Source organism: Rhizobium azibense (assembly GCF_004342325.1).
Classification (GTDB): Bacteria; Pseudomonadota; Alphaproteobacteria; order Rhizobiales; family Rhizobiaceae; genus Rhizobium; species Rhizobium etli_B.
The window spans coordinates 1-20,487 of the sequence record NZ_SMBJ01000025.1 but is presented as its reverse complement, the minus strand read 5'-3'; the positions used below and the strand labels follow the sequence as shown (position 1 = coordinate 20,487).

The window sequence follows — 20,487 nt, the reverse complement described above, 5'->3', positions numbered from 1 at the left end:
TTGGTTCCTGACCCTTGCGGATGCCCGCGAAAAGATGGAGGATTGGCGTAGATACTACAATGAGGAAAGACCTCATGGTGCGATCGGCAACAAGGTGCCGATCTCGTTGGTGAATTCGGGAGGCGCAACCAGCCCGCCTCCCTGAATGAAGCCGGAAAACTCTAGCATCCGGTGGTCCAACGTTTGGGAGCGGTTCAAGACCGCCGAGGCTCTAATCGCCGCCGGATGAAAATTCAGTGGCAGGTCATTTGAAGGCCAACCACCTACCTTCCTGCCGAACACTGGCAGACCAGAAAACAAGGGGCGCAGCCAATACACGTCGCTTGATCAGTGCTTGTGAGATACGCCGGAGCCAAAGAGGAGCCGTAGTGAGTAGTGAACGCACTGTCATGCAGGTTCCTCCATGTCGCCCCCCCCCGCGCCAAGAACGCTAGGGCACACCCCCGGATTGCTTGATTGCTGGGCAGATTAGCGAAGAATTCCGCCCTATATGAGCCGTTTCAACCGCACTTAAACGCGCGCTACATCTGAATAGGTCTTAATTGTTGTTAAGCCATTATCGACCAGGCCAGTTCCCGCCTCGGCGAGCTTTTGGAGGTTGTCGAAGCCAAATCGATGTACGTCGCGGAGCGTCTTCGAGAGTACTACGAGCCGCCCCGCCGTGAGTAATATCCGACCGAATCCCTCATGGTTCACAGTCAACACCGGTGACGCCATCAGTCCGGACTGCTCCTCTATAGCAAGTGCTACGGCGGCATAGAAGATCTCAAGCCGCCACTGCACCTCTAGGTCAGGTCCCCCGATGAGAGGAATCGCCCTACGCTGCTGCCTCGTCACGATGAAATCACAGAGCAAATCGGTGTCCGATTTCTCTTGCCACAATTCAAAGGTGTCTTGAGCACGCATCAGACGCAAGAGGCACTTAATGAAAGGCGTGGCGAGAGCATCTTTCTCATCTAATCGAGCATTGTTGGGGACAGGGGTGACGTTTGACATCAGTTAAAATCCTCCTGAGTGTTGGATGCGGTTTGACTAAGGGCCACACCCGCTTCCGGTAACACCATCCCTTAAAATGGTGCGGCAGATGGGACCTGTGGCGACGCAACTTGGCCCGGACGAATGACATGGCCCCTCGAAACGGGGCGGCCGCAACAACAACGGCAAGCGGCGGGCAACGCTGGCGGGCTTGACGAAAAGCGCTTCACAAGCGAGATTCCCGTCGCGATAGTCCAGTGGCGGTAGGTTTCGCCGCGAACTCCACCCTCAACCAACCTATTCGCCGCCAGGTGTAAAACCGTGTCTCGGGCTTTCGAATTGAGGATCAGGCGGGGGGTGGAATCAGCTTTTCGAGGTCGACAAGGACAGTGAGAGTATCTTGAGAGGCCGTGTACTTGCCGATCCCCCCTTTTCCGTGCGAACTGATGCAGACCTGCCATGTATTTTCCCTTCAAGGTTCAAATCGACTTCGACCGGACGCCACACGTTCCACCAGGCGATTGCCCGCCGCGTAGTTCTGGGAGTTCAAGACTCATGCCAGTCTCCTCCGCTGAGGTTCGGAACACGGCATCTGTATTGTTTCCAGCTTCTTAGCTAGCCCATGAAGAATTGATCGAGGACAACGTTGTCGTGAACCGGACAAGACGCGGTGGGGATCGAAGAAATGGCATCCCGGTGCAGCGGCGGAAGCCTATTCTCCGGCCACGTCAGCAACAAATGACACCCGCCGAAGCCGCTCCGCTCTCAATTCGCGGATTGGGCGCAATGTCCGGCCGCTTGCCGAGGTGCAGCCGGTCGATCTTCTTTGCTTGGCGATCACAGCGCCTCCCAGTGATGGACTCCGAGACCCGCATGCATCACTGGCTGGAGCTCCCTTCCTCGACAGTTAGCGCCGTCATTTGGGGGAATGCCGCGGGCAAATGGAAAGCGGCATAGGCCCCCGCGACGCCGGCGACAGCTCAACAACGCTCTGAATTTCCACAGTGAACGGCTGTTAGACGTAGCCGGCAAAGGGGAAGCTCACGAAGATCAGATGGCCCTTCAGGGCCGGGTCCTGGTCCGATGCCCACCGGATCGACCGGCCGCAAGGTTTTAGGACCGTTTCAACAACCAGCCCCTGGGCGCCTCGGCGGCGTGTATCTTAAGTTGCCGGCGTGCGTCGGCCGCGTTCACTCTCTATCCGCACCAGAACACGGCACCCGGGGGATCATGCTGCCGGCACGACCTAGCTGGCCGGTACCGTCGGCGCCGGCAAGAGGATGACTGTGGCAGCGGCCGTCATGGAGCAGTGCTGCCTCGGTGTGACCGCTGAGGCGATACTCGCTGTTTCCGGTCATTGCTTAGCACAGGCCGGAAAAGCGTTTCTGGTACCTTAGCGAACGCTCGCGATTTTAGCAGGGACAACGGGACCTGGCGGCAAGCGGACCCCAAACAAGTGCGAAGCAAACCGAATCTTTGGCAACCTCAAAGAGGGTGGAGTCGATACCCTGGGGGTCAAGCGCCCGCGTCGTCGCGGAGCATTGGGCGCGAGGGGTTTGCGGATTCTCGATACGTGATTGGCACATCAGTCGGACCTCAGCCGATCTTCGTGCAAAAGGATCCTTTAAAAATGGGCCCCTTAACGCGTGCCTTGGCATGCTTGCTTGCTGACGAAGTTTAGGTTGAGAATTGAACACCGCTAGTTATTCGCAGGATTGCTCGGCAAACGAACGAGGCGGGGTGGCGTTCCAAGCATGAGCTGGGACAGATAGGGAATGTCGCGCACGCTCCAGCGAACTGCTAGTGCTACGGCAATGATCATCGTCCCGAGAATTCCCGCCGCGCCAGACCTCATTGTGGGAGCCCATTGTTCTCCGTATTGTATCAAATCCATGAGACGGAATACCGTAGCCTGCACCAGGTACAACACGAGCGTGCTCTGCCCCACTTCCACGGCGATAAAGCGAACCACCCGGTTCGAGCGTCCAATTTTCCAGGATTGAAGCAGAATCTCGATCATCACTGCAGAGGCCACTGTCGAGCCAAAAAACATCAGAAGGATATCTTTTGCCGACTGCAGATCCTGGATTAAGGCGAGATTGTTGTAGACATAGGTGTCCTCGCGCCACGCCATGAAGCACAAGCTAGCCGCGATAGAGGCGGACATCATCAGGAGTGGCTTATGATACCGCATTATGCTCGTCCACCAATCTCTCGACTGCGCAAATGAAAATCCCATGCAGAAAAAGGGATAGGTGTACTTTATGAGAGGGAATATAGAAAACGTCACGGGGGCAACTGCGACCAGTATGGATGAGACAAGCAAAGAGCGTGCCGACCCGGAGTTGAAGATCGAAATAAGTTTGACCAAAAGAAAAGAAGCAAACGCAGCCCAGATGAACCAGTATGTGCCGACGAAATCGTGCATGAATTGCAACAGGTTGCCAGGTGCGTCCGGCGGCCGGGGAAACATGAGCAATTTGACTGCCTCCAAAAGGGTGCACCAGAACAGCGTCGGCACCAGGAGCTGCAGCGCGCGATCAGCGATGGCTTGCCTGAACGATTTGCCTAGTAGCCCTGATCTAGAGAGATATCCGCTTATCGCCATAAAGAGAGGCATGTGAAACATGTAGATCGATTTGAAGCATGCCGAATCCCAGAAGCCATCACCCTCGTAAAAGATATATTGTATCAGGTGACCGAAAATCACCAAGACAATGAGTATTCCTTTGGCGAAGTCTAAAGCTAGATCGCGATCGTCGGCCTCTGGCGCCTCAGGCACTGTCTTTCCACCTACAATTCTTGCTCGCATTCTCAACATCTCACGATGCCTACGGGAGCCTTTGAAAGCGGCATTTTCCAACCTCTCGTTCATCATGCAGGCTAATCCAGCTTCCGATCAGCGCTCCGACTTCGGCATGCTGAACGACGGCCAACGGTCATACAATTTGCCTGGGTTCCAAGTTCACAGGGCGACCGTGGCGACTTAGGCCCAGTAGCCGTTTTCGGCGTGTCCATTGGCTGTTTTTCGCCGCAACGTACGCCCCGCCTAAACTCGCTGCCGCGCAACTGCTTGGGCTGCCACGTCGTCGAAATCTTCTAACGGACATTTGCGCGTATGCAAGTAGCGCTGCTTGACTCTGCACTCGGCTATTGTTGCGATTGCATATGATTCTCCATGCCAAACTTGCGCGACACCGTATCAAAAGAACATATTGCCGATTCAATGGCTCCTAGCCGCTGTGGGTATCGTCTATCACCTACCGGCGCTTGGGTGTGGATCGGCACCCCAGCGCAACCCCCCAGACGCTGGAGATTTGCTCCATTAGATCCGCCGCCCAACGTGTCCTATATGGCAGCCTCACCATTGTAAAATTCATGCTCCTAATGACACGCATCTGCGGTATGGATGAGTATCGCGGACCCTTGACAACCTTGAGCGGAAGGTCGGTGAGTATCGCGATACACGAGGCTTTGGCCGCGATCGCCGCCGTTTTGGATCGCCGCCAATGATAGCTGGACGTTGGGCTGCCATTGTCGATCCGTATGCGACGTTTGTCGATACGTCAGAGACGACCGTGGTCCCAATCCGTAGGAAGATCGCAGTAAGCGTCAAGATATGCGGGATGCAACGGCCAGTGTCTGGGGATGCGCTCCCCTGTCAAGGTCGAGACCCCCTCCTCGATCAGTGGCTTTCCCTTTTTGGGATACCTCTCCTTCGGTGGCGAAAGAATGAAACCGGGCTGGATATGTCGCTGGTCATTTCGCGCGATTCAAATTGGCGCAGACTTTGCGGCTCGCTTGACGCGACGATCCCCCTGAGCTGAAGAAGGCCGGCCGCAATAGCGCCGAGCATTGGCGCACATATATAAAGCCAGAGTTGAGAGAGTGCCGCCCCTCCTGCGAAAAGTGCTGGGCCGATCGATCGTGCTGGATTCACAGAAGAACCCGAAACGGTGATACCGCCAAGGTGGATCGCAACTAAGGCAAGTCCAATCGCCAATCGTGCAACAGCGCCGCGTCCAGCCGTGCATTTGAGGAATACAGTTACGAACAGGAACGTGGCGATAAACTCGAATAGGAACGCAGCTCTCCATCCGTAGACTACCCAGCCGGTTTGGGCGAAACCTTCTAGGGTGATATCGTAACCGCCGACCTTGTTCATAGCGATAAGGTAGAGCGTGCCTGCCGCCGCGATAGCTCCTGCACATTGGGCGGAGACATACGCGAGAAAGTCCCACACTCTCAATCGGCGCGACACGAGGAAACCCAGGCTGACCGCCGGATTGAGATGCGCGCCCGAGACTGGGCCAATCGTGTAGGCCATTGCAACCACGGTCGTCCCGAAGGCTAAAGCGACACCCAACAGGCCCACCTCTTGACGCATATAAAGCAATGTGCCGCAGCCGAGGAAGACAAGTGTGAAGGTCCCGAAGAATTCGCAAACATACTTTTTCATTTTTCACTCCATTGATTTGACCCCACGTACTTTTCGGTGTCATCCTCGTGCCGCCAAGCGTTCCGCATGCACCGAACCAATCATCGTGTCAGGTCCCGAAAACCTCCGTAGTTGACTTCAATTGCGTCCTTGTCCGACGAGATCGGCATCAGAGCCTATGGTCAACCAGCGTCACCGATCACCAGCAAACGTCGTACCAAATGAAATATGTTGCGCATCACAGCGATCGCTCTGATGACGTTCGGTCTTAGGTTCGAAAGTGCCGTGAACAGGATAGGCAGGCGAACCGTACCGAGACGTATGGACCCGAGCTGGGCTACGAACAAATCGCCAAGCAGCCCATCCTCAAATTATCGAAACAACGACCCTCTTCATGGCTCCAAGCGGAAGGTGGTGCAAAGCAGGAACCAGGACAAGGGTTGATAAGACCGCCAGGGACGTTCACGAGAAGTCGAGTAACGCCCCTTAGCCACGAACAGGCACATGATCCTTGGCGCGATTTGAAGTCCACGTGAATTCCCTTGTCCCCAGCGCAACCGTCGACATTTCTCGCAAATGTCGGGCATTCGCCACTTTTGTCAGATTTGTCGTGACTGGAACGTTTTGTTCGCCGGTCTCTCCGCCAAATACACATCAACCTGCCCTCAACCCGCCCATCGATAAACGAAAATCATCTTCTTGGCGCGTCGGAGCAGTTGGCATGGTGTTTGCTGATCCCTGGTTACAAGCGGCAGAAAGCAGTCTGCATGATGCCGGTTCATGAAACGAACGGAACGGAGGCCACCTGACCGTTCGTCATCGGATCCGCGTTCTACCAAAGCGGCCATGCATAGTCCGCCGGCGGAAGGGGTCAATCCCGATGTCACAGCTTGCAACCAACTCAAAGAGAAGGAAAATGCAATGACCAAGATTTCCGAAAGATCCTTTGAAACGATCGAAAACCCGGGGTCATCGCCGCTCAAGGTGCCAGATCAGTTCGGCGCATCCGTTGAAAAGGGGAACAAGCAGGTGACAGAGGCTCTTTTGAAATTTGCGTCCGGCGCTGAAGCGACACAGAAAATGCTGCCTCCGATCCTCGAAACGACAAGTCTATTCGGCAACGAATTGTGGTGGAAGACGATCGCTGCACTGCAAGCCGACGCCGAGGCCGGCTTCTCACATTTGCAAGCTTTGCTGGGCGCGAATTCGCCGTCGCAGATCCTCGAACAGCAGTCGACCTTTTTCCGCAAGCGCGTTGAGACAAGTTTGCAGCACGCCAAGGAAGTCCGGGAGCTCTCAAGCAGGGCGGTGGAGGAAATCTCAAAGCCGGTCAAGGATGCTTTTGACAAGGTCCTGACGAACCCCAAAGCGACGTAAAGTTGACTCGGCACTAAGATCAGGGCTGGACGAATCATGATCGGAGCCGCTTTCGAGGAGACAACATTATGCGGCCGACTGATGTTTCATCTGTTCGCGGCGCTGGCGAATTCCGGCGTGATCTGGTCAGAGAGCGGACCCGTGCCGGCCCGGAGGAACGTGGTAGGCGCGGCGGCGGCCGCCGCAGATAAGCTTGCCAGGGCCTCATCTGGTGGCTGGCCACAAAGTGCGCGAGGCCATCGCACCTTACGAGGCTCTTAGATGGTTACATGTGGGGGATAGTAAAATGATTGTAGCTGTTCCAAATAGCGGGGCGTCACGGATTAACCAATCCGGTGTAGAAGCATTACGAGAATTTCCTAACTTTCCGATAGGCGGGATCTTGTTCAAGGATATAGCGCCTATGCTGGCTGGTAGAGGTGCATTGGGCGAAGTCGTTTCTACCGTCGCAAGCCAAGTGTCGGGAACAGAAATCGATGCCATTTTGGCGGTTGATGCGCGTGGTTTCATCTTGGGCGCCTCATTGGCTGATAGGCTCGGTTGCGGTTTCATCATGGTAAGGAAACCCGGTAAACTGCCGGGGGACGTCCTCTCATTTGAATACAGCTGTGAATACTGCTCCGGAACCCTGGAGGTAACTGCCGGCCTCATCGGTGACGGCCTGCGATGCCTGATTGCTGATGACCTTCTAGCGACGGGTGGCACTGCTCGGGCGACTGGGAATTTTGTCAAGTCCCAAGGCGGAGAGATCGCCGGATACGCATTCATACTCGAAATCGAAGTTTTGAAAGGCAGGCGTCAATTGGACGACGCACCAGTGATCAGTGCGATGACGTGCTAGCGCAGCAACATAGACGTAAGGAGGCAAGCGCATGAATACCCCTGATTGGCTTTCGACACCGCAGGACGTGCATGTAGCCAGTCAGACGCTACAGGCCCTCGTCACAAGTGAACTTTCGAAACGAGTCGTCTCGGAAAACGAAATTAAAACGATCTATCTGTTTCTAACCCGCAAGTGCAATTTGGGATGCCACCACTGTTATATCGCAGGCGTCGGGCCCAAGGCCAAGGGCATTGATTTCAACCTGGAGGCGATCCAAGGACTGATCGAGCAAGCACTACCCAATGGGCTGCGCAAGGTTAAGGTTTCCGGGGGTGAACCGATGGTTCACAAGGAATTCATGGCAGTCATGGAATATCTCGCATCCTGTGGGCTGAAGGAGCTGGTTTTCGAGACGAATGGAACCCTCTTTGACGAGTTCACGATCGAGCAGCTAAGTAGGCTCCCCAATTTGACGGTCTTCATCAGCCTCGACCATTTCGACCCAGAGGCGCACGACGCTTTCAGAGCAAAATCGGGTGCGTTCGCCAAGACTGCGATTGTCCTGCAGCGGCTTGGAAAAACTGACATCTCTACGGTGGTAACGACGACTGCCTATCGCAACAACTATGACAAGGTGATTTCGATTATAGATTTGGTGCTCGGCTGGGGCATCAAGAAGCATCGGACGCTGCTCAACATACATCCGATGGGCAACGCGCGCAGCCATGAGGACAATGCGATAAGCTTGGAGGAATGCAAGCTACTGATAGGCGATCTTTTGAAATCTCCCCATTTTGAGAGTGGCGCTGCATACATGACTCTGCCGCCGGCTCTGATGCCTCTCAAGTATCTGAACGGCGTGCATACTTGCGGTTGGGGCGACAACGTACTGGGCATACTGTCGAACGGACAAGTTTCGATGTGCAGTGCCTCCTACGATGATCCGGAAATGATCGCCGGCAATGCCTTCGAAATGCCCTTGATGGAAATCTGGCGCAACAGCCCGTTCTTCCATGAGCTACGCGAGGTGGTGAGTGGCGAGGTTAAGGGCGTCTGCGGCAACTGCGTGTTTTATCCAGTCTGTCGCGGCGTCTGCAAGATGAGTAGCTGGTCGCACTATGGTGAAAAGGACGCGCCCTATCCGCTGTGCCAGGAACTTTACAATAACGGAGGTTTTCCGGAGTACGCCCTGGTGGACCCGACGAAAGATTCCACCTACCGCCGCGGAGTTATAGCGAAAGAGCGTCGGCCCGCCGCCGAAGCTCCTGTCTATAACTTCTCGGAGGAAATCGCGGCTGCTGCGCAACACACTCACTAACGCAGGAGGCGCGACGTAATAATTGCTGTGTCGACGACGTAATTTAACCAGGTCAACAAAAATAACGTGGAGGATTGAGGATGAGCAGAGCTTTCCGAGGTGCGGCGGGTGTGGCGCACACACTTGCGAACAACGCGATACGATCCGGCAACAAAGCAGCCGCCCAGCAAGCCCAGGTGATTTCTCGTCTCGCGGAAGGACTCGCCCGGCTGCAGGCGGGTTTGGATGACCAAGCTCAGCAATTGACGGCTGGCCTTGTAAAATTAGAGCAATCGCTAAAGGTGTCACGCAGATCGCAACGGTCGAAATCCGGCTCACTCGCTGCTAACGGCGAACTACAAGACTACTACGTTGATATAACCGCCTCGAAGAAATTTGGCAAAGCCAATTGGCCGCGCGCCGCCGATTCAGGTCTTGTAGGACGCCGCATTGGGCGAGGACCGGTTAGGATGACTGGTTCCGACACACAATCGGCAAAGGCGGTTACCGCCGCATTCGCCAAACTTCTCTCGGCTCAGGCACAATTGCTGCAGATACGCAGTGAAGTGGAAGACCTCAAGAAGGTTCAGAGGTAGCGGCAATGGCTAGTTCCCGACTGTTTGGCTACGCCGTTGACGAAGAGGATGGCAAGCTGGTAATCGTGATTGACGGATTGCTTGCCGAAAGTTGCATCCGGCAAATTCGGGACAGCGCCCAGACGGGCCGCGGTGGTGAACTCTTGTCGCGATTGCTGCCGGTAAGTTCGGTTTACAAGCTTATGTCTGGACAAGAGGAACGCGCTGAAGAAACGCTCAGCCTTGAACAGTTGCTTGGACAAAACGTCGACCAGAGTTTCGCTTCCTTCGAACAACAGTTCGCCGACCTGAGGCAGACACTAGCCGAATTCGGCAGCCCGGAAAGTTCGAAATAAATCACGCAGCCGCAGGAGTCTCCGCGATGCTTCGGTTGTCACCAGAAGACTCTATTTTGCTGATCACCTGCCGGGCCTACCTACGACCCGAGGATGAAGAGCGTTTGGTCCGTCTCTGCAAGGAGCCTGTCAACTGGCCCTATGTGGTATGGCGCGCCGAGCATAATCGGACGGTGCCGCTGCTTGAGAATCACTTGCGCCGCCTCGATTTGTTGACACTATTGCCTACTGAGGCGGCGCATTACGTTCAGTGCTGGACTGTCATGTCAAAGGTCAGGTCCGCACTCGAATTTCGCAATCTGCCAGAAATCATGGATGCGCTGGATCGGGCCGGCATCGCCTGGTTCCTGGTGAAGGGACCAGATCTCGCGCTTCTCCACTATCCCGATCCACTCCTACGGCCGATGACCGATCTCGACATCATGGTCAAGCCCGCTGACGCGCAGCGCGTGCAGCGGCTCATGTTCGATCTCGGCTACCGGCACGGTATTTTCGACCCTTCAAATGGCAACTGGCATCCGGAACGAAAGGAACTCGATGACGAAACCTTCCGCGAAAGTTATTCCTTGCCGGTGTTTGTAAGGATAGAATCCGTTGAATCTCCGTTCCCTGGTCCCGCGGTGCCACGCCAGCTGCGCTACCGCCACGTAAAGGGATACATCGATTCCGCGAAGAAGCTGCACATGCCCATCTTCATTGATATGCATGTAAATCTCTCCGTCGGCATCGATGTCGAAGACATATGGTCAGGCGTGCGTCTTGCAAACGGTCTAGGCCGCATATTGCAGGTCCAATCCGCGACTGGCGCCGTCTGGTTCCTTTCGGCCAGGCTTTATCACGAGGCCTTCCTTTATAATTCGCTTCGACTATTGATGTTCGGCGATCTTCATGCGGTTCTACACAAAGAAATGGCGAATATTAGCTGGGCGGAGGTCGCTGCGATAGGTTACAAATACGAGATGAGGCCGGCGTTATATTTCGTCCTGACGCAGATGAAGCGCATCTGTGGGATAGACATACCGTCCGAGTTCCTAGAGCTCATTCGACCTGATCAAACCGAGGTACCACTTCAACATGATTGGGGCGACGTGTTGCCCAAACTGCTGTCTATTCCCACTGTTAACGATCTTGAGCTGGCGTAAATATGGCGCCCGAGTCACCATATCGTACAGATCCTGCGGCGAACGACCTTCGTATCGCAGCAACCGAAACCTCTGCAAAGTTTGCGTCAACAGTCCATCGGGCCCTCACGCGGTCAGGAATAACGATCCTAAACACGCAGGTGTTCAGCAATGGCCAGATGGCTGTCACTCCGCGCGACGGCGGGCTTGGCGGAAATGTGGTGGTCGTGCAAACATTTCCTGACAGCGTTCATGATCGTCTTTTCGAGTTGTTCCTAGCGCTTGGTGCCGTGCGGGCGCGGGGTCCCCGCACGATTACCGCTGTTCTTCCCTACCTCCCATATTCGCGTTCGGATCGCCCTGCCTTCGACGGCGGACCTGTACCGGTGCGAATCCTTGCGGGGATTATCGAAACTCTCGGTATAGATCGGCTGATAACTTTCGAACTCCATGTTCCTCAGCTGTGCGCCGCATTTGCCTGTCCTGTCGTCAATCTTCAGTTCGCTCCCGCCCTAGTTCGCCATCTCGGTTCTGCGGCCGTCGATGGCGACATGGTCGTTTCACCGGATTTCGGCGGAGCGAAGCGAGCTGAGCACTTGGCGGCCCTGCTCGGCTGCCCATTCGCTGTCATGCGCAAGCACCGCAGAGACGATGATGACTTTCGGGAGAGCGTCGAGATTCTGGGGGACGTTGCTGGCCGGACGATCATCCTGATTGACGACGAAATCAACAGTGGTCAGACGGCTTTTTCAGCCGCCGCACATCTCAAAGCGGCAGGCGCTCGCAAGATAACCCTTGCCGCAGCCCATGCCATATTCACGCCGTCGCTGAACGAAAACTGGGGACGGTCTCAGATCGACCGCATCGTTGTGACCGACAGCGTCGGACGTACCGACAATTTCCCCGACAGTGTCGAAGTAGTCTCGATCGGCAACGAAATTGCAGGCGCGCTGCAGGCACGCTGAGAAGCATTACCTGAAATCTAGCATCACGCGATTAACACGTGGATCGAGCGCCTGCTCGAATGCCTCTTGGGCGTTTGACGAGGGCCAAAGATTGACCTGCAGCACGTCGAAGCGTGCGGCGTGTTCAACGATGGTTCGGATGGCATTTCTCACGTCGTCCGCGCTTTGGGCTATGGTGCCGATCAGTTCAATTTCCCGGTAATGCAGAAAGTTAGGGCCTACCGATAACAAATCGGACGTCGGAATCGATTGGTAGAGTACAATCCTGGCACCGCGTGACGCCGCAGCTATGGCCCCCTGAATGCCTCTGACACCGAAGCGCGTGCAAAAGATGCAGTCGAAGCCCCAGCCATCCGTTAATTTCTCGACGAGTTTCGGATCAGACAGAGAATGAACTGACCCCGTTGCATGGGCGCCGGTCGACATCACAGGCCCATGCGTTGCCACGTCGTCATCGAAAAGGTAAACGTCGCATCCTTTGGTTGTCAGAAGTATCGAATGGAGAAGGCCCATCGTGCCTCCGCCGATGACGGCCACAGTGTCTCCAGCCTTTGCACGCGCCCTATTTATGCCGCGTGCCACGCAGGCGACAGGTTCAACTAACGCGGCACGCTCGGGAGCCAAAAAGGAAGGTACGGAAAAAACCTGATAGGCGGGTACGCCCACAAAATTGGCCAATCCCCCCGGCCCCTGCGGCACCCCTCCTCTCGCTTTAGGATTTAAATATGCACAGTGGTTGTCCAGTCCGAGGCGGCAGGCACGACATTGGCCGCATCTGCGCATTAAAAGCACCGCAACGCGGTCTCCTACGCGCAGGCCATCCGGTACATCGTCCGGCAGAGACACGATCGTGCCTGACAACTCGTGCCCGCCCCAATAGGGGTAAGTCGGCTTGGCGCCCCGATAAACGCGTTGCTCCGGTGTGCAGAGTCCACACAACTCTATCCGCACACCGACTTCGGACGATACGGCGAGTGGAACCGACAATGTCCATTCTTCAACCTTGCGGGGGCAAGTAATTACGAGTCCACGAACCTCCATACGAGACCTCTCGCTCCCCGACACACCGACTATCCTAATATGTACACTTACTTGCATCCAGAATCTAGCCAACAACCACAGGCGGCAGTCAGAAAGCTGATGAAATCACGTGCCTTGCTGGCGGGCTTGCTTATGTCCTGGGTCTTGACAAGCTTCTCGGAGATATCGTCGGCGCAAACGGCAAAGGACGTTTCAAGCGGCAGAAGTGTTCCCTTGCGCAAGGAGCGACGAAACTATTGAAGGTAGAGTGGAGCGCTTGGGCCGCGTCAATGCCACCAGCCTCAAACACGAGCCGCGGTTTACCAGCCCGTTCTTCGATGCCATCCTCATCTCTGCGAAGATGCCATGTCGCCTTCCCTCATCTGCCCGCGCGAACCCTCCTAAGAGCCTATCGCCACATCGTCCAAAGCTTCATCCTTCGTGGCGCACCGGTTCGAACCGAACAGACCAACAATCCGAGTCGCACCGAGAAGGATGACGGCAACTAGATCGGTAGTTGGGCGGCCGCAACATCAGAAAGGTCTCAGCGTTTGCTGGACGCGTGCCTGCGATGGCGGTGGTGGCAACGATCTTCTCTGGCTGCCCCAAGCGCGGGAGAGGCCATTCGACGCTAGCAAGAGTTCGCTCGAACCTGATATCCGTTACCGCAACGACTTCGCTGAGACCACCTCCCAGGCACCATTCTACGATGCCGGCGAACAAGGTCAGCGTTGCCTCGTGAACGGAACCATCTCCCCTCCCCTCCCCTCCACTCTTCGAGGTGTCGACGCAAAAGCGAGAACTCTAGACCATCAGGGGATTGGCGTTCAGGCGACCCTTCGGGAGCAGAGACGGAAATACGTCTACCAGCATGGTCGGTCCCATCGCAGACAAATCGCGTGCACATCCTGCAAGTGGTCCAGCCGCGGTGACATCCAGGATGGCAGTCGGGGCGAGAGCGTCAACCCCATCTGCCTCGCACTCGTCGACTACTTCTACATCCCAAGTGCGAGTGGAAAAGATCCTCGCACGTAGCCTATGATCGTCCTGAAGCAGCTACGCTTCGTAGTAAATTTTTGGTGTCGAGATCGCGAATACCTGCATGAATTTCTCCGCCGCCGTTAGGCGCCGGGAACTCTGCACGAATTGGAATCGGGCGTCCGTTGTCGAATGCTTACGGTTTTGTGCGAGTGAGTCGCGGCAAGGGGATCACCGACTTTGCCGAGGTCTTCTGCTTTTCGTCTAAATCGCCGGGGCACATTTGTAGGATTCACAATAAAACACACCATGACCAATCGGTACCGCGGTCTTGCTAAGCTGCAGGATATAAACGGAAAAATCCATTTACTCTACGTTCCGGGTTTATCCACGTTAGCCTTTCGTTAACCTAAAACCCCTTGCTCAAAATGCAGAATCGGCTCTAATAGCTAGTGGCGGAACTTTAGCGGTTTCGCGAAAAGTTCCGCCACTTGCAGGAAATGGATTTTGAGATGGCGAAAACCGCAGCAAAACCAGCGCCGGTCGTCGAAGGGTTGACCGCATTGATGGAGCGTCATGCTGACGCTCTCTCCAGCCAACTTCAAGCACATCATCTCAAGGTCTTCCCGCCGACGTCCGAAAAGGGCATTCGATCCTTTGCACCGTCAGAAGCCTCAAAATTGCTTGGCATCGGTGAGTCTTATCTTAGACAAACTGCTTCGGAAATGCCTGAACTGCACGTTAGTATGAGCCCTGGCGGTCGACGCACGTTCACGATCGAAGATATTCATTCAATCCGTAAGCACCTGGACCTGATTGGCCGCGGGAACCGGCGCTACCTGCCCCATCGTCGCACGGGGGAGCAGCTTCAAGTCGTCTCGGTGATGAATTTCAAAGGCGGCTCGGGCAAGACGACGACAGCCGCGCATCTGGCACAGTACCTGGCAATGCGTGGCTACCGGGTTCTCGCGATTGATCTTGATCCCCAAGCAAGCCTTTCCGCACTCTTCGGCAGTCAGCCAGAAACTGACGTTGGTCCGAACGAAACACTCTATGGCGCCATCCGGTATGATGACGAGCAGGTCCCAATCGAGCAGGTTGTCCGAGGAACGTACATCCCGGATCTTCATCTAATTCCTGGCAATCTTGAACTGATGGAGTTTGAGCACGATACCCCGCGCGCGCTTATGAACCGGAAGGAAGGTGACACGCTTTTTTACGGTCGGATCAGTCAGGTCATCGAAGACATCGCGGACAACTACGATGTCGTCGTTATCGATTGCCCTCCCCAACTTGGCTATCTCACGCTTTCAGCTCTGACCGCCGCAACCTCGATCCTCGTCACCGTCCATCCCCAGATGTTGGATGTAATGTCGATGAACCAGTTTCTGGCGATGACCTCGAATCTCCTTCGGGAAATCGAGAACGCAGGCGCCCAGTTCAAGTTCAATTGGATGCGCTACCTCGTCACTCGTTTTGAACCGAGCGATGGCCCGCAGAACCAGATGGTGGGCTATCTGCGTTCGATCTTTGGCGAAAATGTCCTCAATTTTCCGATGCTCAAGACGACCGCCGTTTCGGACGCTGGCCTGACGAATCAAACCCTCTTTGAGGTTGAGCGCGGACAGTTCACGCGCTCGACCTATGATCGGGCCTTAGAGGCGATGAACGCCGTCAACGACGAGATCGAAACTCTAATCAAAAAAGCATGGGGTAGAACCACATGAGTCGGAAGCACCTCCTTGACGTCACCACGGACGCGCCCGACAGCTCATCAGCTGCTGAACACAGAGCGGCAAAGACTCGCTCCATGCCGCTTCTCGGCGTGACCAGAAAAGAACGAGATCCAGCGACGAAGCTGACTGCAAACATCGGTAACGCGTTGCGCGAGCAAAATGATCGTCTTGGTCGTGCCGAGGAGATCGAGCGGCGTCTCGCCGAAGGTCAGGCCGTGGTTGAACTGAACGCGTCGTCAATCGAGCCGTCCTTCGTTCAGGATCGCATGCAAGGTGATATCGAAGGACTTCTTGCATCCATCCGCGAGCAAGGACAGCAGGTCCCAATCCTTGTGAGACCTCATCCCGTTAAACCCGCGCACTACCAAGTTGCCTTTGGACATCGCCGGCTGCGCGCCGTTTCGGAGCTAGGACTGCCGGTCAAGGCGGTTGTTCGAGACTTGACGGACGAGCAGTTGGTTGTCGCACAGGGTCAGGAAAACAATGAGCGCGAAGACCTCACCTTCATCGAAAAGGCACGTTTCGCACACAAGCTAAACAAGCAGTTTCCACGAGAAATCGTCATCGCGGCTATGTCAATCGATAAAAGCAACTTGTCGAAGATGCTCCTGCTTGTTGACGCCCTCCCCTCTGAATTGATCGATGCCATCGGCGCCGCTCCAGGCGTTGGACGCCCAAGTTGGCAGCAATTGGCAGAGCTGGTTGAGAAAGCATCGCCTCCGGCAGGCGCTGCGAAATATGCTGCCTCGGAGGAGGTGCAGGCGCTGCCGTCGTCGGAACGGTTCAAGGCAGTGATCGACCATCTGAAACCGCGTCGGACTGCGCGCGGGTTGCCAGACGTCCTGTCGACCCCCGATGGCGACAGGCTTGCGCAGGTCACGCAGAGCAAGAGCAAGCTAGAAATTACCATTGACAGGAAAGCCACGCCGGATTTCGCGGCTTTCGTACTCGAGCATTTGCCGGCGCTTTACCAGGAGCATCGCGCAAAGCATCAACGGAAACAGGGAGTGTAACCCGCAAAAGAAAAGAGCTCCCTCAACGTCGCCGTCGTGGAAGCCCTTCTGTCTCTGTAGCAAGAACAGAATCGCATTTCCTCGAATCCTCGTCAAGAGTCTTTGGCGCCGTTTTGGTGAGCGAATTTCCTTTGCCTGCTGAAAGGTGAGAGACAATGCAGTCGGGGAATGTAGCGACGCCGTTCGGGCGGCGGCCAATGACGCTTGCGCTCGTGCGGCGCCAGGCGGCAATGGAAATCAAGCATGGAAAAGCTGCCGATAAGTGGAAAGTGTTGAGAGACGCTTCCGCCGCGATGGAACTGCTCAAGATCCAGTCGAACAGTCTGGCTGTTCTTGACGCACTTTTGAGTTTTTATCCTGACAATGAGTTGCGTCAGGATGCACAATTGATTGTCTTCCCCTCGAATGCCCAACTGGCGCTTCGGGCGCATGCAATGGCGGGCGCAACGTTGCGGCGGCATATTGCCATTCTGGTGGAGTCGGGGTTGATCGCCCGTAAGGATAGCGCCAATGGCAAGCGCTTCGCCCGCAAGGGCGACGATGGCCAGATCGAGAATGCTTTTGGCTTCGACCTGTCGCCCCTCCTGGCGCGATCGGAAGAGTTGGCGATGTTGGCGCAAAGAGTGGCGGCCGAGAGAGCCTCGCTCAGGAAAGCCAAAGAGAGCCTTACAATTTGCCGGCGGGATGTTCGCAAACTTATTACTGCTGCAATGGTCGAGGGCGCCGACGGCGATTGGAAGACGACCGAGGACATCTACATTGCGCTCGCGAGCAGAATTCCGCGCGTTCCGACCCTTGAAGGGGTCACTAGCGTTCTCAATGAAATGGAGATGCTCCGTGAGGAAGTGCTTAATCGTTTGGAAAACCTCGAGAATGCTGAAAAAATTAGCACCAATGCTGCTCATATCGAGCAGCACATACAGAATTCAAAACCCGAATCCGTAAATGAATCTGAACCACGCTCCGAAAAGGAGCTGGGGGCAAAGGCGAGCTTGAGCCATCAGCCGAAGAATGAATCGCAAAGGGCGTTCCCCTTGGGATTGGTGCTCAAGGCGTGCCCGATGATCAGCGACTATGCACCGCGCGGCGTGGGGAGCTGGCGAGATCTGATGTCTGCCGCTGTGGTGGTTCGATCTATGCTGGGGGTAAGCCCTTCCGCCTACCAGGATGCCTGCGAGGCGCTAGGACCGGAGAATGCTGCGGTGGCAATTGCGTGCATCCTGGAAAGGGCTAACTTCATCAACTCTCCTGGAGGCTATCTGCGGGATCTAACGCGCCGAAGTGAGCGCGGTGAATTCTCGCTTGGCCCGATGATAATGGCGTTGTTGAAGGCCAACGGGCAAGGCGGTTTGAGGGCTGGGTAAGTGCGGCTGATCGTTATTCCTGCCGTTGAGGATTTCGGTTGTGGTCAGCTGACCACCAAGCTAACCCCTTGGAAAACACCAACTTTCAAAGGCGGCTTGTCGCAGGCATTGTGCCGGTTACCGTCTGGCTCCCGAGCCAAATGACGCCTCTTAGGGGAACAGTAGACCGTGATCTCAATACGAACGCGCCCAAGGTCGCGCACGAACAAGACCAGGAGCGAAGTCTTCGCACGAAATGGCAGCCGCCTTTCATCAATTCATTGGCACCGGCGCGGCAAATCGCAAGGCGGCCGGCTGTGCCGGCTAATCGCGAGTGGGCGATGGCGCCGCATGGATAGGACGCAATAGGAACAAGTACCTGCTGCCATCCGCAGCCCCGGAATCTACGGGGCTGATTCGCGGCGGCACTTCCACAACACTGGGAGAATTCATCAACCGCTATCTTGGGCGAGGTGACGCAATGAGCCACTCGACCCTATGGTCTTTTGACCAGGCAAGAATGGCATTCGAGGTGAGTTTGGTGCCGTTGTCGGAGAGATCATTGCGAGTTTCGAGCGAGGCGACGACCGGAGATCGAGGTGTCCGGGGATCGCCGCGAGGCATTCTCGCGTCGCGTCATCGACGATGTTGAGCACGCGAAACCCCCTTCCGTAAGCGAACTTGCAGGCACGCGCGCACCGATCCTGGCCAACGCGAAGGCTCTGCCCGCTGGTCGCTGGATTTTGTTCGTGACCAAAAGCAAATGATCCAGTGGAACATTTCTCCACCGAACGACTGAGGCATATACCTATCTCGCAAGGCCCAGCCATCGGCACAGTATTTGAGTCCGTTGAAGAAGGTGATGGGTCCAGACGGCTTGGAGGAGGCATAGCCGTTCCAGCCGCCGAGTTTGGCGATGATCCAAGCGGCCCAGGCGAGCGAAGCTTTGGGATGGGGATTGGATTGCAGCTTGGTCTTGCCCTTGAAGCGGCTTTCGAGGGCGGCGAGCGTGTTGATCTCGTGGGGACTGACTGCCAGGCTTGCCGGGTGAGGATCGCCGCCACTGCGGTCCTGCACGAGTTGGAGGACGATTGCCGCGGCCTTGGCGGCGATGGCGACGAGCTTTTCCAGCCGCGGCGCTAACTGCAATTGGCTGTCCTCGATCTTGAAGCCCTGCGTCTTCATCACCCGGAAGAACTGCTCGATCATCCAGCGCTGCTTGTACCAAGCGACGATCTGCCAGGCGTCAGTCGCACTGGAGAGCGCATGGGTGGTCAAGAGCAGCCAATGCAAGGGCTCGACACCGTCGGGTGCGTCCGGTTCGACGACCTCGACCCAACTGAGCCTAACCCCGTCGGGCAGCCCTTCTTCGCGCAGGTTTTGCGGTTGCCTGATCGTCGCCTGGCCGAAGCGCAGGCACAACGTTGCCTGCCGCGCCGGACGGTCGGCGCGCTCGCGCAGCTCGATCGTTTGGGTGTCGCAGAACCGAACTGTCTCTACGACATCACGCAGTTTAGAGCCGCCGATGAGTGCATGGTCATGCATGACGCGCGACAAAAGATCGAAGCGTTGGTCGGGCAGGTGCGCCCACATCATAAAGAAGTCGCCCTATTGCGCGACCTCGCCAATGAGCGATGGCGTTTCGGCGACCGGCGACCGGCGACCGGCGACCGGCGACCGGCGACCGGCGGCTTCGGCGGGGGGGGGAGCGACGTTGGGGTCGACCGCATCTACGGGCTCTATCGCGAAGAAGGACTTTCCGTTCGCAAGCAGAAAAGCCGGGGCGGCACGCTGTCGGCACGCGTGGCCCGATCCTGGTCGAAGCGAAGGCCAATGCCCGAAGCTCGCTGAATCTCGTTCACGACCAGTTCGCTTGCGGAAGGCGGTTTCGCGTGCTCAACTTCGTCGAAGACGTGACCCGCGAATGCCTGGCGGCGATCCCGTGCACCTCGATCTTGCGTCGTCGCGTCGCTCGCGAACTGTCGGTCCTCATCGAACGGCGCGGCAAATCGGGGATGATCGTCTCCGACAACGGCACGGAATTCACCTCGAATGCCATCCTTGCCAGGTCGAAGGATCATAGTGTCGAGTCGCACGGCATCACGCCGGGAAGCCGATGCAAAACGCTAATGTCGAGAGCTTCAACGGCCGGATGCGGGACGAGATGGTCAACCAAAGCCTGTTCCTCGGCTGCGATTATGCCCGAAGCGCCATTGCTGGGCCGACGATTACAACCACTTCCGGCCGCACTCATCGCTCGGACCAGACCCGGGCACGTGATGCAGATACCATTGCCGCAACCGGCTCCAACGCTGCGCGAGATGAAAGCTTCGCGTTTCCGCCACTTGGCGTACTCGGAGCGCGCAGGCTCTAGATGTGAGCTTTCGGGAGGTTGTCCATTCAAAGCGGATTTAGGAGACTGGAGCTATCACACCTCGAGTCGGAAGGATCGCCGCGAATGAACATTCAT

The 20,487-nt window shown here is 56.2% G+C and carries 16 protein-coding genes and 3 pseudogenes; 12 read left to right on the top strand and 7 right to left on the bottom strand.

Translation table 11 applies throughout. The features are described 5' to 3' along the window. The coding region (locus EV130_RS31625) for an integrase core domain-containing protein (RefSeq protein ID WP_165918604.1) at positions 1 to 145 on the top strand (145 nt) is incomplete at its 5' end. A gap of 365 nt (positions 146 to 510) precedes the next feature. On the opposite strand, the gene EV130_RS31620 is transcribed toward EV130_RS31625, so the two are convergent. From EV130_RS31620 to EV130_RS31600, 3 genes are all read right to left on the bottom strand, one after another. After that, positions 511 to 996, bottom strand: coding sequence for a NifX-associated nitrogen fixation protein (locus tag EV130_RS31620; protein ID WP_004677039.1), 486 nt, complete (start codon positions 994 to 996; stop codon positions 511 to 513). A 1,678-nt stretch (positions 997 to 2,674) separates the two neighbouring features. After that, positions 2,675 to 3,787, bottom strand: a complete 1,113-nt coding sequence (gene nolL / locus EV130_RS31605; RefSeq protein WP_312038663.1) for a nodulation factor fucose acetyltransferase NolL — start codon at positions 3,785 to 3,787, stop codon at positions 2,675 to 2,677. 873 nt (positions 3,788 to 4,660) lie between these two features. Further along, the gene (locus tag EV130_RS31600) at positions 4,661 to 5,434 is read right to left on the bottom strand and encodes an aquaporin (protein ID WP_004677031.1); all 774 of its coding nucleotides are present in this window, start codon (positions 5,432 to 5,434) and stop codon (positions 4,661 to 4,663) included. A gap of 900 nt (positions 5,435 to 6,334) precedes the next feature. Between EV130_RS31600 and EV130_RS31590 the strand changes: the two genes are divergently transcribed. From EV130_RS31590 to prs, 7 genes are all read left to right on the top strand, one after another. Next, positions 6,335 to 6,790 carry a phasin gene (locus EV130_RS31590; protein ID WP_018247122.1) on the top strand — a complete coding sequence of 152 codons (456 nt, stop codon included), beginning with the start codon at positions 6,335 to 6,337 and terminating at the stop codon, positions 6,788 to 6,790. A gap of 286 nt (positions 6,791 to 7,076) precedes the next feature. Further along, complete coding sequence (locus tag EV130_RS31580; RefSeq protein WP_004672710.1) at positions 7,077 to 7,631, top strand: adenine phosphoribosyltransferase; 555 nt, start codon at positions 7,077 to 7,079, stop codon at positions 7,629 to 7,631. 31 nt (positions 7,632 to 7,662) lie between these two features. Next, entirely contained in the window at positions 7,663 to 8,931 is a 1,269-nt protein-coding gene (locus EV130_RS31575; protein ID WP_004672712.1) for a radical SAM/SPASM domain-containing protein, read from the top strand. Positions 8,932 to 9,011: 80 nt separating this feature from the next. Then, a complete protein-coding gene (locus EV130_RS31570) occupies positions 9,012 to 9,506 on the top strand; it encodes a hypothetical protein (protein ID WP_004672713.1) in 495 nt (164 codons plus the stop codon). A 5-nt stretch (positions 9,507 to 9,511) separates the two neighbouring features. Beyond that, on the top strand, positions 9,512 to 9,841 hold the full coding sequence (locus tag EV130_RS31565) for a hypothetical protein (RefSeq protein ID WP_004672714.1): 330 nt from the start codon (positions 9,512 to 9,514) through the stop codon (positions 9,839 to 9,841). A gap of 26 nt (positions 9,842 to 9,867) precedes the next feature. Next, positions 9,868 to 10,983 (top strand): nucleotidyltransferase family protein, encoded by a 1,116-nt coding sequence (locus tag EV130_RS31560; RefSeq protein WP_004672715.1) that lies wholly within the window; start codon positions 9,868 to 9,870, stop codon positions 10,981 to 10,983. 2 nt (positions 10,984 to 10,985) lie between these two features. Then, entirely contained in the window at positions 10,986 to 11,927 is a 942-nt protein-coding gene (gene prs / locus EV130_RS31555; RefSeq protein ID WP_011053499.1) for a ribose-phosphate diphosphokinase, read from the top strand. Positions 11,928 to 11,933: 6 nt separating this feature from the next. On the opposite strand, the gene EV130_RS33925 is transcribed toward prs, so the two are convergent. Next, a complete protein-coding gene (locus EV130_RS33925; RefSeq protein ID WP_004672718.1) occupies positions 11,934 to 12,968 on the bottom strand; it encodes a zinc-dependent alcohol dehydrogenase in 1,035 nt (344 codons plus the stop codon). 411 nt (positions 12,969 to 13,379) lie between these two features. Beyond that, positions 13,380 to 14,003 (bottom strand): annotated as a pseudogene (locus EV130_RS31545) (acyl-homoserine-lactone synthase). Between the two features lie 434 nt (positions 14,004 to 14,437). Here EV130_RS31545 and repA point away from each other — a divergent pair. From repA to repC, 3 genes are all read left to right on the top strand, one after another. Then, positions 14,438 to 15,652, top strand: coding sequence for a plasmid partitioning protein RepA (gene repA / locus EV130_RS31540; RefSeq protein ID WP_004672726.1), 1,215 nt, complete (start codon positions 14,438 to 14,440; stop codon positions 15,650 to 15,652). Then, the gene (gene repB, locus EV130_RS31535) at positions 15,649 to 16,674 is read left to right on the top strand and encodes a plasmid partitioning protein RepB (RefSeq protein WP_004672729.1); all 1,026 of its coding nucleotides are present in this window, start codon (positions 15,649 to 15,651) and stop codon (positions 16,672 to 16,674) included. The genes repA and repB overlap by 4 nt, the downstream gene beginning before the upstream one ends. 155 nt (positions 16,675 to 16,829) lie before the next feature. Continuing rightward, positions 16,830 to 18,038, top strand: a complete 1,209-nt coding sequence (gene repC, locus EV130_RS31530) for a plasmid replication protein RepC (protein ID WP_004672730.1) — start codon at positions 16,830 to 16,832, stop codon at positions 18,036 to 18,038. Positions 18,039 to 18,488: 450 nt separating this feature from the next. Here the strand turns inward: repC and EV130_RS31520 are convergent. Then, positions 18,489 to 18,700: pseudogene (locus EV130_RS31520) on the bottom strand (IS3 family transposase); the annotation flags it as partial. Continuing rightward, the gene (locus EV130_RS31515; protein ID WP_018247125.1) at positions 18,654 to 19,610 is read right to left on the bottom strand and encodes an IS4 family transposase; all 957 of its coding nucleotides are present in this window, start codon (positions 19,608 to 19,610) and stop codon (positions 18,654 to 18,656) included. The gene EV130_RS31515 and the pseudogene EV130_RS31520, both read right to left, overlap by 47 nt. Before the next feature lie 18 nt (positions 19,611 to 19,628). On the opposite strand from EV130_RS31515, the pseudogene EV130_RS31510 reads away from it, so the two are divergent. Then, positions 19,629 to 20,391, top strand: a pseudogene (locus EV130_RS31510) (integrase core domain-containing protein); the annotation flags it as partial. Between the last annotated feature and the right edge of the window lie 96 nt (positions 20,392 to 20,487).

What these genes read in the sequence shown, in the direction of transcription:
- EV130_RS31620 (WP_004677039.1), bottom strand. Translation starts at nt 996, where the DNA reads ATGTCAAACGTCACCCCTGTCCCCAACAATGCTCGATTAGATGAGAAA.
- nolL (WP_312038663.1), bottom strand. Translation starts at nt 3,787, where the DNA reads ATGCGAGCAAGAATTGTAGGTGGAAAGACAGTGCCTGAGGCGCCAGAG.
- EV130_RS31600 (WP_004677031.1), bottom strand. Translation starts at nt 5,434, where the DNA reads ATGAAAAAGTATGTTTGCGAATTCTTCGGGACCTTCACACTTGTCTTC.
- EV130_RS31590 (WP_018247122.1), top strand. Translation starts at nt 6,335, where the DNA reads ATGACCAAGATTTCCGAAAGATCCTTTGAAACGATCGAAAACCCGGGG.
- EV130_RS31580 (WP_004672710.1), top strand. Translation starts at nt 7,077, where the DNA reads ATGATTGTAGCTGTTCCAAATAGCGGGGCGTCACGGATTAACCAATCC.
- EV130_RS31575 (WP_004672712.1), top strand. Translation starts at nt 7,663, where the DNA reads ATGAATACCCCTGATTGGCTTTCGACACCGCAGGACGTGCATGTAGCC.
- EV130_RS31570 (WP_004672713.1), top strand. Translation starts at nt 9,012, where the DNA reads ATGAGCAGAGCTTTCCGAGGTGCGGCGGGTGTGGCGCACACACTTGCG.
- EV130_RS31565 (WP_004672714.1), top strand. Translation starts at nt 9,512, where the DNA reads ATGGCTAGTTCCCGACTGTTTGGCTACGCCGTTGACGAAGAGGATGGC.
- EV130_RS31560 (WP_004672715.1), top strand. Translation starts at nt 9,868, where the DNA reads ATGCTTCGGTTGTCACCAGAAGACTCTATTTTGCTGATCACCTGCCGG.
- prs (WP_011053499.1), top strand. Translation starts at nt 10,986, where the DNA reads ATGGCGCCCGAGTCACCATATCGTACAGATCCTGCGGCGAACGACCTT.
- EV130_RS33925 (WP_004672718.1), bottom strand. Translation starts at nt 12,968, where the DNA reads ATGGAGGTTCGTGGACTCGTAATTACTTGCCCCCGCAAGGTTGAAGAA.
- repA (WP_004672726.1), top strand. Translation starts at nt 14,438, where the DNA reads ATGGCGAAAACCGCAGCAAAACCAGCGCCGGTCGTCGAAGGGTTGACC.
- repB (WP_004672729.1), top strand. Translation starts at nt 15,649, where the DNA reads ATGAGTCGGAAGCACCTCCTTGACGTCACCACGGACGCGCCCGACAGC.
- repC (WP_004672730.1), top strand. Translation starts at nt 16,830, where the DNA reads ATGCAGTCGGGGAATGTAGCGACGCCGTTCGGGCGGCGGCCAATGACG.
- EV130_RS31515 (WP_018247125.1), bottom strand. Translation starts at nt 19,610, where the DNA reads ATGTGGGCGCACCTGCCCGACCAACGCTTCGATCTTTTGTCGCGCGTC.